This window comes from Sphingomonas benefaciens (genome assembly GCF_052907485.1).
Genome location: NZ_JBREIC010000005.1, coordinates 133,335 through 145,281, shown reverse-complemented (window position 1 = coordinate 145,281; position 11,947 = coordinate 133,335). Strand labels below are relative to the sequence as shown.

Annotated in this window: 12 protein-coding genes; 5 read left to right on the top strand and 7 right to left on the bottom strand. The window is 68.7% G+C overall.

Annotation, left to right across the window (positions count from 1 at the left end; all coding sequences use genetic code 11):
• The first annotated feature begins 59 nt into the window (after nucleotides 1-59).
• The gene (locus ACU5AX_RS15875; RefSeq protein ID WP_198354185.1) at nucleotides 60-596 is read left to right on the top strand and encodes a peroxiredoxin; all 537 of its coding nucleotides are present in this window, start codon (nucleotides 60-62) and stop codon (nucleotides 594-596) included.
• 66 nt (nucleotides 597-662) lie between these two features.
• On the top strand, nucleotides 663-1,724 hold the full coding sequence (locus ACU5AX_RS15870; protein WP_446691765.1) for a GGDEF domain-containing protein: 1,062 nt from the start codon (nucleotides 663-665) through the stop codon (nucleotides 1,722-1,724).
• 444 nt (nucleotides 1,725-2,168) lie between these two features.
• Here the strand turns inward: ACU5AX_RS15870 and ACU5AX_RS15865 are convergent, their stop codons facing one another.
• Both ACU5AX_RS15865 and ACU5AX_RS15860 read right to left on the bottom strand, forming a co-directional pair.
• Nucleotides 2,169-2,789, bottom strand: coding sequence for a YbhB/YbcL family Raf kinase inhibitor-like protein (locus ACU5AX_RS15865; protein ID WP_198354187.1), 621 nt, complete (start codon nucleotides 2,787-2,789; stop codon nucleotides 2,169-2,171).
• A gap of 4 nt (nucleotides 2,790-2,793) precedes the next feature.
• On the bottom strand, nucleotides 2,794-3,318 hold the full coding sequence (locus tag ACU5AX_RS15860; RefSeq protein WP_446691764.1) for an Ivy family c-type lysozyme inhibitor: 525 nt from the start codon (nucleotides 3,316-3,318) through the stop codon (nucleotides 2,794-2,796).
• Between the two features lie 43 nt (nucleotides 3,319-3,361).
• Here ACU5AX_RS15860 and ACU5AX_RS15855 point away from each other — a divergent pair, with 43 nt between their 5' ends.
• A complete protein-coding gene (locus ACU5AX_RS15855; protein ID WP_198354188.1) occupies nucleotides 3,362-3,778 on the top strand; it encodes a DUF1810 domain-containing protein in 417 nt (138 codons plus the stop codon).
• Nucleotides 3,779-3,788: 10 nt separating this feature from the next.
• Here ACU5AX_RS15855 and ACU5AX_RS15850 read toward each other — a convergent pair whose 3' ends face one another.
• The 4 genes from ACU5AX_RS15850 to ACU5AX_RS15835 all read right to left on the bottom strand — a co-directional run bounded on the left by ACU5AX_RS15850 (nucleotide 3,789) and on the right by ACU5AX_RS15835 (nucleotide 7,564).
• Nucleotides 3,789-4,136 (bottom strand): tRNA-binding protein, encoded by a 348-nt coding sequence (locus tag ACU5AX_RS15850; protein WP_446691763.1) that lies wholly within the window; start codon nucleotides 4,134-4,136, stop codon nucleotides 3,789-3,791.
• Nucleotides 4,123-4,797, bottom strand: a complete 675-nt coding sequence (locus tag ACU5AX_RS15845) for a glutathione S-transferase family protein (RefSeq protein ID WP_198354190.1) — start codon at nucleotides 4,795-4,797, stop codon at nucleotides 4,123-4,125. Before ACU5AX_RS15845 ends, ACU5AX_RS15850 begins: the two co-directional genes overlap by 14 nt.
• A 109-nt stretch (nucleotides 4,798-4,906) precedes the next feature.
• Entirely contained in the window at nucleotides 4,907-7,321 is a 2,415-nt protein-coding gene (locus ACU5AX_RS15840) for a ligase-associated DNA damage response DEXH box helicase (protein WP_446691762.1), read from the bottom strand.
• 60 nt (nucleotides 7,322-7,381) lie between these two features.
• Entirely contained in the window at nucleotides 7,382-7,564 is a 183-nt protein-coding gene (locus tag ACU5AX_RS15835; protein WP_446691761.1) for a hypothetical protein, read from the bottom strand.
• Between the two features lie 75 nt (nucleotides 7,565-7,639).
• Between ACU5AX_RS15835 and ACU5AX_RS15830 the strand changes: the two genes are divergently transcribed.
• Together ACU5AX_RS15830 and ACU5AX_RS15825 are read left to right on the top strand one after the other, a co-directional pair.
• Complete coding sequence (locus tag ACU5AX_RS15830) at nucleotides 7,640-8,638, top strand: ligase-associated DNA damage response exonuclease (protein ID WP_446691760.1); 999 nt, start codon at nucleotides 7,640-7,642, stop codon at nucleotides 8,636-8,638.
• Nucleotides 8,639-8,815: 177 nt separating this feature from the next.
• Nucleotides 8,816-10,354 (top strand): hypothetical protein, encoded by a 1,539-nt coding sequence (locus tag ACU5AX_RS15825; RefSeq protein WP_446691759.1) that lies wholly within the window; start codon nucleotides 8,816-8,818, stop codon nucleotides 10,352-10,354.
• A 68-nt stretch (nucleotides 10,355-10,422) separates the two neighbouring features.
• On the opposite strand, the gene rpoN is transcribed toward ACU5AX_RS15825, so the two are convergent.
• Nucleotides 10,423-11,898 carry an RNA polymerase factor sigma-54 gene (rpoN, locus tag ACU5AX_RS15820; RefSeq protein WP_446691758.1) on the bottom strand — a complete coding sequence of 492 codons (1,476 nt, stop codon included), beginning with the start codon at nucleotides 11,896-11,898 and terminating at the stop codon, nucleotides 10,423-10,425.
• Nucleotides 11,899-11,947 lie beyond the last annotated feature (49 nt).

Below are 11,947 nucleotides of genomic sequence, written 5' to 3'. Positions count from 1 at the left end.
AGTGCGGCGCGTCGCATCGCGCTAGATTGCGCGACCGTATATCCGTGGAAGGATCGACCATGCGCCTGTTTCCCGCCGCCGCCGCGCTCGCGCTGATCGCCGCGCCCGCCTTTGCCGCACTGACCACCGGCGCCAAGGCGCCCGATTTCGAGACGCGCGGTGCGATCGCGGGCAAGGTGGTGCCGATCCACCTCGCCGAGGCGCTGAAGAAGGGGCCGGTGGTGCTGTACTTCTTCCCGGCGGCGTTCACCGGCGGCTGCAATGCCGAGGCGCATGCCTTCGCCGAGGCGATCCCCGCGTTCAAGAAGGCGGGCGCGACGGTGATCGGCATGTCGGCGGACGACGTGCCGACGCTGCAGCGCTTCTCGTCGGAGAAATGCGCCGGCCAGTTCGCGGTGGCGAGCGCGGGGCCCAAGGTCGTGCAGGGCTATGACGTCGCGATGCAGGGTGGCCCGGCCGGGCGCCAGCTGACGACGCGGACGAGCTATGTGATCGGCAAGGACGGTCGCGTTGCCTTCGTCCACGACGATCGCGATCCGGCCCAGCATGTCGCGCTGACGCTGGCCGCGGTGCAAAAAATGGTTCGCACGCGCTGACCTATCTCAACGCATTACTAACCTATGGCCGCTAGGCATCGGCGGCGAATATCGGGGGGGAACGGCATGCGCGGTCCGGCGGCGGCGAGGAAGGGCGGTGAGGGTGACGTGTTCACCCGCATCGGCGCTTTCCTGGCGCAGCACGGCCTGAGCCCCGAACCGGCGCATTACATGTTCGCCTATACGATCGTCACCGAACCCGACGGCGTCATCGCCCAGGCGGTGGCGCGGCTGACCGACGGCGGCTTCCGGTTGAGCCGGCGCGACATTGAGACGCTGGGCGGTACCGTCGTGGCCGGGGCGCCGATCGCGGCGGAACCCGTCGCTCCACCATCCACCGAGCCGAGCCACGCCGACCTGCTCGAGGACGCGGCGGTGCGACTCGTTGCCGAAACGCAGGCGCAGGTCGACGATTTCGCGACGATGATGCGTGCGATGCAGGACGAGACGCGCGGCTTTGGCCGCGACCTGGCACAGAGTGCGGCGACGCTGGAGCGGCCGCGCGGCAGCGTGGCGGATGGGCTGGGCGAGATCGCCCGGATCACCGGCACGATGCTGGCGCGCGTGCGCGAGGCGGAGGCGCGGCTGGCCAGCGCGACGCACGAGGCGGATGCGTTGCGCGCCAAATTGGCGGAAGCCAACGACACGGCGCGCCGCGATGCGCTGACCGGCCTGCCCAATCGGCGCGCCTTCGAAGAGGCGTTCGCGGTGCGCGACGAGCGCGACGCGCCCTATTGCCTGGCGGTGTGCGACATCGACCGGTTCAAGCGGATCAACGACGTCCATGGCCATCCGGTCGGCGATCGCGTGCTGAGCGCCGTCGGGCGGGCGCTGGCCGAGGAATGCCGCGGGCAATTGGTGGTGCGCCACGGCGGCGAGGAATTCGCCATCCTGCTGCACGGCATCACGCTGGCCGATGCGGCGAGCCACCTCGACTTCGTGCGTAGCGTCGTCGCCGGCAAGCGTTTCCGCGTGCGTGAGAGCGACTCCGCCATCGGCCAGGTGACGCTGTCGATCGGCATCACCGCGGTGCAGGCGGGCGAATCAAGCGCCGCGGCATTCGATCGGGCCGACCGGTTGCTCTATACCGCTAAGGCCGAGGGCCGCGACCGGGTGTGCGCCGCCTGATCCTGGCGTGAATTGCCGACATCGCTAGCGAAGAATCCCAACTGTCGGCGACTGTTTTTGAGAAAGCCGGCAAAAACAAGCATTTATAGAAGTTGGCACGGCTCATGCGATGACCTTTGCATCGGGCGCCGGATGGTCCGGCCGCGATACAAAAGGGATCACCGTCATGTTTCTCCGCTTCGAAACCGCTCAGCGCGCCGCCGTCTCGATGATCGTCGCGCTCGCCTTCGCCGCCGTCGCCGTCAGCGCCGCCGTCCCCGTCCTGCCGATCGCCTGATCGCCATGTTGATCCGGAGACTTGCCATGTACCGCAGCCTGTTTCTCGGCCTCGCGTCCTTCGCCACCACCGTCCTCGTCATCGCTAGTCAGGGTGGTCTCCACACCGTCTGAACCGGCCGACCGGCCCGGCGCCACCGCCGGGCCAGGGCCCCGCGCGATGCGCGATCAGGCGGTCGCCGCCGCCCCCGCCGGTCCGATCGGCGCTTCCTCCTCCCGACCATAGGTGCCGACCAGCACCCCCGCGGCGAGCACATGGCCCGCCATCGCCTTGACCACCGCGCCGCGCCCCGGCGTCGCGCCGGGATCGCCCGCGGCCGCGTCGAGCGCGAACAATTGGAAGGCATAGCGATGGCTGCCGTGCCCGGTCGGCGGATCGGGCGGCAACCAGCCTTCGGCGAAATAGCTGTTGCGGCCGACGTCGCGCGCGGCCGTGCCGTCGCCGTCGGCGACGATCGCGCCTTCCTCCAGCCGTCCGGCATCCGCGGGCAGGCCCCAGACGATGGCATGGACCAGCGGCTGCGGCGCCGGCGCGTCGGCGTCCTCGACGATCAGCACCAGCGACGCCGTGCCCTCCGGCGGCGTGCCCCAGGTCAGCGGCGGGGACACGCCCGCACCGTCCGCGGTGAAGCGCGGCGGCAACCGGCCGCCATCGGCAAAGGCGGGGCTGGTCAGTTCCAGCGCGCTGATGCCGTGGCCGATGTCCCGGCGCGCAATAACGAGTTTCTCACTGCCGGCACGTACCGCGGCGAGCGCCTTGCCAAGCCAGGCGGGGATATGTTCCAGCATCGCGTCAGGCCTGCGGACAGTCGCCGGGGCGACGCTTCGGCATCGATCCAGCATACCAGGCGCTGGCGGTGCCCATCGTCGCGGCATCGTGCCAGCATGCCTCGCCCTTCGACCCGTCGGCCGCCACCAGGAACGTCCAATTCTGGTCGGCGCAATCGTGCGGCGTGCAACCATGGGCGGCAAGGCGGCCGTCCGCCATGCGGACGATCGGCACCGACACCGCGTCGCGGCTGGTGATGCGGTGGCGCAATTGCTGGTCGGCGACCGCATCGACCAGCGCCTGGGCGACCTCCGTCCGGTCGTAGAAGGCGACGCCGGCGACCGCATCGTTCGGATATTTGCCGACATAGTTGGTCAGTGGCGCGACTTGCGCCTGACCGGGCAGCGGCTTCGCTTTCTGCATCGGCGGCGGGACGAAGGCGGCGGCCGCGGCATCGTTGTTCGCCACCGCGGCCTGGCGATGACCGCAGCCGGTGGCGAGAAGGGCCAGCGTCAGCAGGCCGGCGGCGCGCAGGGGAATCGGCATCATCGAGCGGGAACGCAGCAGCCCGCCGGACAGTTGCGCGGCCGTGATGACCGATCTGACCCGATTCGTGACGGCCCAGGCCAGCCTCTACGCCCAGGCGCTCGGCGAATTGCGACGCGGGCGCAAGACCAGCCACTGGATGTGGTTCGTCTTCCCGCAGATCGCCGGACTGGGGCGGAGCGAGACGGCACGCTTCTACGCGATCCGCTCGGCGGACGAGGCGCGCGCCTATCTGGCGCACCCCGTGCTCGGGGCGAGGCTGGTCGAAGCGACTGCGGCGGTCACGGCGGCACCGGGCAGCGCGGAGGCGGTGCTGGGCGCGATCGATGCGGTCAAGCTGCGCTCGTCGATGACGTTGTTCGCCGCGGTGGCGGACGATCCCGCGCCGTTCCGCGCGGCGTTGGATCGGTTCTTCGACGGTCGGGACGATCCCGCGACGCTCGCCCTGCTGGCGCAGGGCTGAGCGCGGTCGATCAGAACAGCCGGCCGCCGTTGGGCACGGGCAGGCTGGGGCCGATCAGCACGACCTTGCCATCGGCATCGGGGAAGCCGAGCGTCAGCACCTCCGACATGAACGGCCCGATCTGGCGCGGCGGGAAATTGACCACCGCGGCGACCTGTCGGCCGACCAGCGTCTCCGGCGCATAATGATCGGTGATCTGGGCGGAGGATTTCCTGATCCCGATCTCGTCGCCGAAATCGATGCGCAGCTTGATCGCCGGCTTGCGCGCCTCGGGAAACGGTTCGGCCGCGACGATCGTGCCGACGCGGATGTCGACCCGCTCGAAGTCGGCAAAGGCGATGGGATCAGAAGTCGACATTGTCGTAATGCGCCGGTGGACCGATCAACTCCATGCGCTCGGACAGCAGCGGGCGGAAACTCGGCCGGCTCTTCAGCCCACGATACCAGCGCGCGGTCTGCTCATGCCCCTTCCAGTCGATGCCGCCGAGATAATCGGCGACCGAAATCTGCGCCGCGGCGGCAAGATCAGCGAGGCTCATCGTCGCGCCGCCCAGCCAATTGCGATGGTCGAGCAGATAATCGGTGTAATCGAGGTGGCTGACCGCCGCCTTCATCGCCTCGCGCAGGCCCTTGGCATCGGGCGCGGCGCGGTGGGCGAGCCGCTTGACGACGCGCTCGTGCAGCAGCGGGCCGGTGACATCGCGATAGAAATGCGTGTCGAACCAGCTGACCAGCCGGCGGATCTCCGCCCGATTGGCGGCGGTGCCGTTGATCGTCGCCGCTTTGTCGACCGTTTCCTCGAAATATTCGCAGATCGCCATCGAATCGATCAGCGGCGCGCCGGGGCGACTGGCGTCGACCATCACCGGCGTCTCGCCGGCGGGGTTCATGTCCATGAACTCGTCGCGCCGGTCCCACGGCGATTCGCGCACCAGCTCATAGCCGACGCCCTTCTCGCCGAGCAGCAGCCGCACCTTGCGGCTGAACGGGCACAGGGGGAATTGGTAGAGCTGCCACATGACGGAGTCCCTTAAGCCATGCGGGCGGGGGAGGTGAAGGGTCTGTGTGCCCTCTGACATTCGTCATCCCCGCCTTCGCGGGAATGACAAAGAACGGTTTGGCCCCCTCTCAATCCAGCCGCATCGCCTCCGCGGCCAGCGCCTCGGCCTCGACCAGCAGGGCGTCGTCGGCGCTGTTGGTGGCGACCCGCTCGCGACCGATCAGGGTCAGCACCGGCACCGCCAGCGGCGTCACCCGGTCGCGATCGACGTGCAGCATCGTCTCGGCGGCGCGGTCGAGCAGATCGGCGAGCCGACCGACATCGGTCATCCGCGCCCGCGCATCGTCCCATGCCGCCTGCAGCAGCAGATGCGTCGGTTCGTATTTGCGCAGCACGTCGTAGATCAGGTCGGTGGAGAAGGTGACCTGGCGTCCCGTCTTGCGCTTGCCGGGATGCTGACGCTCGACCAGTCCGCCGATCACCGCCACCTCGCGAAAGGCGCGCTTGAGCAGGTGGCTGCGCTCGACCCAGTCGACGAATTCGTGCTCGAGGATGTCGGGGCTGAACAGCGCGGCGGGATCGGTGACCGGCTCCAGCCCGTAGGTCGCGATCGCATAGTCATTGGCGACGAACCCCAGTGGTTGGAGACCCTGCGCCTCCATCCGCCGTGTCACCAGCATGCCGAGCGACTGGTGCGCGTTCCAGCCTTCGAAACTGTAGGCGACCATGTAATGCCGCCCTTCGCGCGGGAAGGTCTCGATCAGCAGCTGGCCGGGACGGGGCAAGGCGGAGCGGCGCCCCTGCATCTCCAGCCATTCGCGGACATCGTCGGGGAAACGAACCCATTCGTCCGGCTCGGCGAGGAAACGGCGAACCCGATCCGCAAGATTGGTCGACAGCGGCATGCGTGCGCCGCCGTAGGTCGGAATGCGCGCCGGCTTGGACGAGGCGCGGACGATCAGATCCTCGGTGTCGATCCGTTCCACCTCGCAGCTGAGACCGGCGAAGAAGAAGGTGTCGCCGGGGGTCAGGGTCGCGGCGAAGCCCTCCTCGACCTTGCCGAGGCTACGGCCGTTCTTGAACCTAACCGTCAGCATCGTCGCCTCGACGATGATCCCGGCGTTGAGGCGATGCTGTTGCACGAAGCGCGGATGGCTGACCCGCCACAGGCCGTCCGCCTCTTCGGTCAGCCGCTTGAACCGGTCATAGGCCTTGAGCGAATAGCCGCCGTCGCGGATGAAGCCGAGCACGCGGTCGAACGTCTCGTCGGGCAGCGCCGAATAGGGGGTCGCGCTGCGGATCTCGTCGAGCAGGTCGTCGCGGCGGAAGGGCGCGGCGCAGGCGCAGGCCATGACGTGCTGGGCGAGCACGTCGAGTGCGCCGGCGCGGAACGGATCGGCGTCGAGCGCGCCTTCCTCCACCGCGTCGAGCGCGGCGCGCGCCTCGAGATATTCGAAGCGGTTGCCGGGGACGAGGATCGCTTCCGAGGATTCGTCGAGCCGGTGATTGGCGCGGCCGATCCGCTGCAGCAGACGGCTCGAGCCCTTGGGCGCCCCCATCTGGATGACGCAGTCGACGTCGCCCCAGTCGACGCCGAGGTCGAGGCTGGCGGTGGCGACCAATGCGCGCAGCCTTCCTGACGCCATGGCGCCTTCGACCTTGCGCCGCGCCTCCAGCGCGAGGCTGCCGTGGTGGACGCCGATCGGCAGGCTCATGCTGTTCGCCTTCCACAGATCCTGGAAGATCAGTTCGGCGAGACTGCGCGTGTTGCAGAAGACGATGGTGGTGCGATGCGTCTCGATCTCCGCCATCACCTGCTCGGCCGCATAGCGGCCCGAATGACCGCTCCACGGCACGCGGCCCTCGGGCAGCAGGATGGCGATGTCGGGATCGGCGCCGGGTTCGCCGTGCACCAGCGAGACCTGGTCGATGTCGCCATCCGGCGCCAGCCAGGCACGATAGGCGTCGGGATCGGCGACCGTCGCCGACAGCGCGACGCGGCGACAGGCGGGGGCAAGCCGCTGCAACCGCGCCATGCACAGCGACAGCAGGTCGCCGCGCTTGCCGGTGGCGAAGGCATGGACCTCGTCGACGACGATCGTCTTCAATCCGGCGAACATGGTGACGCTGTCGGGATAGCTGAGCAGCAGCGACAGCGATTCGGGCGTGGTCAGCAGGATCTGCGGCGGCTTGATGCGCTGGCGCGCCTTGCGATCGGAGGGGGTGTCGCCGGTGCGGGTTTCGACGCGGATGTCGAGCCCCATGTCGTCGATCGGGGTGACGAGGTTGCGCTGGATGTCGACCGCCAGCGCCTTGAGCGGCGAGACGTAGAGCGTGTGCAGGCCCTCGCCGGGACTTTCGATCAGCTCGGCCAGCGTCGGCAGGAATCCGGCTAGCGTCTTGCCCGCGCCGGTGGTGGCGACGAGCAGCGCATGCCGCCCTGCGCGCCCTTCGCGCAGCATGTCGAGCTGGTGCCGCCGCGGCTGCCAGCCGCGCGATGCGAACCAGCCGGCGAGCGGCGCGGGGAGGGCGGGATCGAGCATCACCGCATCATGTAGGAAGCCGGATCGTCGCCGTCATGCCACGCCGGCCCGAACGCCCCGTCAGGATCGGCGCCGTTCGGCCTCTTCCCGGGCATAGAGATCGGCCGTCGCGTCTTCCGTGCGCCGCTTGGCTTCCGGGCTGCTGCGGTTCCTCAGTTTGGCGAAGGCGATGGCGAGGCCCAGGATGATGAAGCCGCCGATGACGACGAAGGCCCAGAGCCCGTCCGAAAATGTGTCCGCCACGCGTGCTCTCCCACGATCTATCGTGCCTCAACGAGGCGATGCGGCGAATCGATCCGCTCGCGCGTAGAAGCGGGCATGGCACGGCTCGGAGACTGGCTCGAACCTCATCCGCACGGGATCTACGTCAGGCCGGCGGACGCCTGGATCGATCCGTCGGAAGCTAGCCCGCGCGCGCTGGTGACGCACGGCCATGCCGACCATGCGCGCGGCGGCCACGGCACCGTCTGGGCGACACCGGAGACGCTCGACATCATGGCGACCCGCTACGGACCGCAGTCCGGCGTGCCGGTCGCCTATGGCGAGACGATCCGGCTGGGTGAGGTCGATGTCGGTTTCGTGCCTGCAGGCCATGTGCTGGGATCGGCGCAGATCGTGCTCGACCATCGCGGCGAGCGCGTCGTCGTGTCGGGCGACTACAAGCGCCGGCCCGACCCGACCTGCATGCCGTTCGAGCCGGTGGCCTGCGACGTCTTCGTCACGGAGGCGACCTTCGCCCTACCGGTGTTCCGCCATCCCGACACCGGCGACGAGATCGACAAGCTGATCGCGCGGCTCCATGCCAATCCCGATCGCTGCATCCTGGTCGGGGCCTATGCGCTGGGCAAGGCGCAGCGGGTGATCGCCGAGCTGCGCGAGCGCGGACACGAAGCGCCGATCTACATCCACGGCGCGCTGCAGCGATTGTGCGACCTCTATGCGGAGCATGGCGTGCGCCTCGGCGAGCTGATCCCGGTCGCCGACACCAAGAAGGCGGACATGGCGGGCCATGTCGTGATGTGCCCGCCGGGCGCGCTCAACGACCGCTGGTCGCGCCGGCTGCCCGACCCGATCACCGCCATGGCAAGCGGCTGGATGCGGGTGCGCCAGCGCGCGCGGCAGAAGAACGTCGAGCTGCCGCTGATCCTGTCCGATCATGCCGATTGGGACGAGCTGACCGATACGCTGACCGAGATCGCGCCCAAGGAGGTGTGGGTGACGCATGGTCGCGAGGAAGCCTTGGTCCATTGGTGCATGACCCGCCAGATCAAGGCGCGCGCGCTCGCCCTGGTCGGTTTCGAGGATGAGGACGATTGAGCCTGAACCACGTGCGGGAATGGATCGGGCACGTCATCGCCTGGCTGATCGCTAGGCGGCGCTGACGGCGGCGGCGCCGGACGATCGGGACTGGACGATGCCGGTTGAAGCTCCGGCCAGGCATGTCGATCGAGAACGGACTTGTCAGCGCAGCGTCTAACCCACAAAGCGGCGGCAATGCGTCGCCGTACCCTAATCGCCATGGTGCGGCTGCCGAGTGCGATCGGCCTTGCCCTGCTGGCGGCGTTGCCGATCCTGTTGACCCGCATTCCGCCGCTCACCGACGTGCCGGGTCATATCGGGCGGCTGTCGGTGCAGACGGCCGCTGCGGGCGACCCGCTGTTGCGCTATTTCGGCTTTCATTGGGCGCTGACCCTGAACCTCGCGTCCGATCTGATCGTCCAGCTCGTCCATCCGGTGATTGGCGTGATCCCGACGATATGGCTGCTCAGCGCGGCTACTCCGGCGCTGACCGTGATCGGCATAGTAGCCATTGCGCGCGTCACCAATCGGAGCGGCGCCTGGGCTTTGCCCTGGTCGCTGCTGTTCGTGTTCAACCTGCCCTTCCTGTGGGGCTTCCTGAATTTCGCGCTGGCATTGTCCGTCGTGCTGATCGCCTTTGCCGGCTGGCTGGCGCTGGAGGATCGGCGCGGCTGGCGCGCATTGCTGTTTATGGCCATCGTGCCGCCGCTGTTCGTCGGCCACGGTGTCGCCGGGGCGGTGCTTCTGGTGCTGATCGTGGGATACCGGGTGGGCGAGGGGCTGGCATCGCCGGAGCGCGGCCGGGGACGTGAGACCCTCGCGGCGCTGCTGCCGCTCTGGCCACCGTTGTTGGCGGCGGCCGTCACGCTGCTCGTCTGGAAGGCGGTGGGAGCCGGCGGCGGCGGCGCGACCCTGTGGCTGGCCCAGCGGAAGACCGGCGCGATCGTCCATATGCTGCAGGACCAGTCGATGGCATTCGACATCGCCAGCGTGATCGCCTGTGTGCTGATCTGGGTGGCGGGGCATCGCGCCGGGGCGCGTCTGCGCGGCGGCGCCGCCGGAGCGGTGATCGCGCTGATCCTGCTGTTCATCGCGACCCCCAGCCAGATCAGCGGCAGCGACGAGATCGACCTGCGGCTGGCGCCGCTGATCCCCATGCTCGCCTTCGCGATGCAGGATTGGTCGGCAGTGCACGCATCGCGGCGGCGGCTGGTGTTGGCGCTCGGCCTGGCACTGCTGGGCGCGCGATATGTCGTCACCACGGTCAGCTTCGTGCGCTATGACCGGCGCTATGCCGAAGAACTTGCCGCCCTCGATCGGGTCAGGCCCGGCAGCCGCGTGTTCAATCTGGTCGGCAGCACCTGCGACCGGTGGCGTTCCGAACGACTCGACCATCTCGGCAACCTCGCGACGACATTGCGCGGTGCCTGGGTCAATGCGCATTGGAGCATCGGCGGTTTGCATCTGCTCGACGTCCGCTACCGTCCGTCGCCCCTCTTCTACGACGACCCGTCACAATTCATCTACCCGGCGGCCTGTGCGTGGCCGCGTCTCAAGCCTTATGCGCATTACCGCCGCAGGCTGACGCTCGGCGGGGCGATACGGGCCCTGCCGCTCACCGCCGCGGATTATCTCTGGCTGATCGATGCCAAGCTGCCGTCCGACTATCGTGATCGACGGCTGCGGCGTATCTGGGCAAACGAGGACAGCGAACTCTACGCGATCGTGCGCTAGCGTCTGATTAAGCAAAAGCTGGACCAGGGCCGGTGCCGCTTCCACGTCAGTGGGCAGACCCTGGCGGATCAGCCCGCGCCCTCCAGCGCCTTGGCGCGGCGGCGCTGGACCGAGCTGCCGATGCCCATCGACTCGCGGTATTTCGCCACCGTGCGGCGCGCGATATCGAAGCCCTTGGCCTGGAGCAGCTCGACCAACGTGTCGTCGGACAGGATCTTGGCGCCCTCGCCGGCGATCAGCTGGCGGATCGCGCTCTTCACGGCCTCCGCCGACACCGCATCGCCGCCGTCCGCCGCCTGGATCGCCGAGGTGAAGAAATATTTGAGCTCGAAGACGCCGCGCGCGCAGCTGAGATATTTGTTGCTCGTCACCCGGCTAACCGTCGATTCGTGCATCTCGATCGCCTCGGCGACCTTGGCCAGGGTCAGCGGCCTGAGGTGCGCGACGCCGTTCAGGAAGAACGCCTCCTGCTGCTTCACGATTTCGCTGGCGACCTTGATGATCGTGCGCTGGCGCTGGTCGAGCGCTTTCACCAGCCAGTTGGCGGATGCGAGGGCATCGGTCAGCCACGCCTTCGACGCCTTGTCCTGCGGGCCGTGGCTGAGCTCGTGATAATAGCGGCGGTTGACCAGCACCTTGGGCAGGGTCGCCGCATTGAGTTCGATTCCCCAGCCGCTCTTGGTGCGGGCGACGAACAGGTCGGGCGTCACCGCCGGCGCAGGCTCGCCGCCGTAGCGGCAGCCGGGCTTGGGGTCGTAACCGCGCAGCTCGCGGATCATGTCCGCCATATCCTCGTCGTCGACGCCGCACATCCGCTTCAGCCGCGGCAGCTCGCCCCGCGCGAGCAGGTCGAGATTGTCGATCAGCCGCGCCATGCACGGGTCGTAACGGTCCGCCTCCTTCGCCTGCAGCGCCAGGCATTCAGCGAGATTGCGCGCGCCGACGCCGGTCGGGTCGAGCGTCTGGATCTGCGTCAGCACCCGCTCGACGCGGGCGAGCGGCGTGCCCAGCCGGTTGGCGATGTCGAGCAGCGGCACGGTCAGATAGCCGGCTTCGTCGAGCTGATCGATCAGATGCTGGGCGATGAACCAGTCGGCGCCGTCGACCACCGCTCCCGCCTGGGCGAGGAGATGATCGGCGAGGCCGATGTCGGCGGCGGCGAAGCTGTCGAGGTCAGGCGCATCCTCGCCCGCGCCGCCGCCGCTGCCGGTCATCGACAGGGCACCGTCGAAGCCGCCGCCGCCGTCGGCGACGCTGTCCTGCTGGTGGCTTTCGGTCGCATAGTCGACGTCGAGCGGATCGGCCGCGGCGGCGCCGGTGACCAAAGCGTCGGCGCCGGCCGGTTCCTCCGCCTCGGCGCGTTCGGGGCGGACGATCTCGTCGGTCTGCGGCGCCTCAAGCAGCGGATTCTTCTCGATCTCCTCGGCGATGAACGCCTCGATCTCGAGGTTGGACAGCGCGAGCAGCTTGATCGCCTGCTGCAGTTGCGGCGTCATCACCAGCGATTGCGACTGGCGCAGGTCGAGGCGCGGCGCGAGACTCAAGATTCCCTCTCCCATTGGGAGAGGGAAGGAGCCGCCGCAGGCGGCGGGA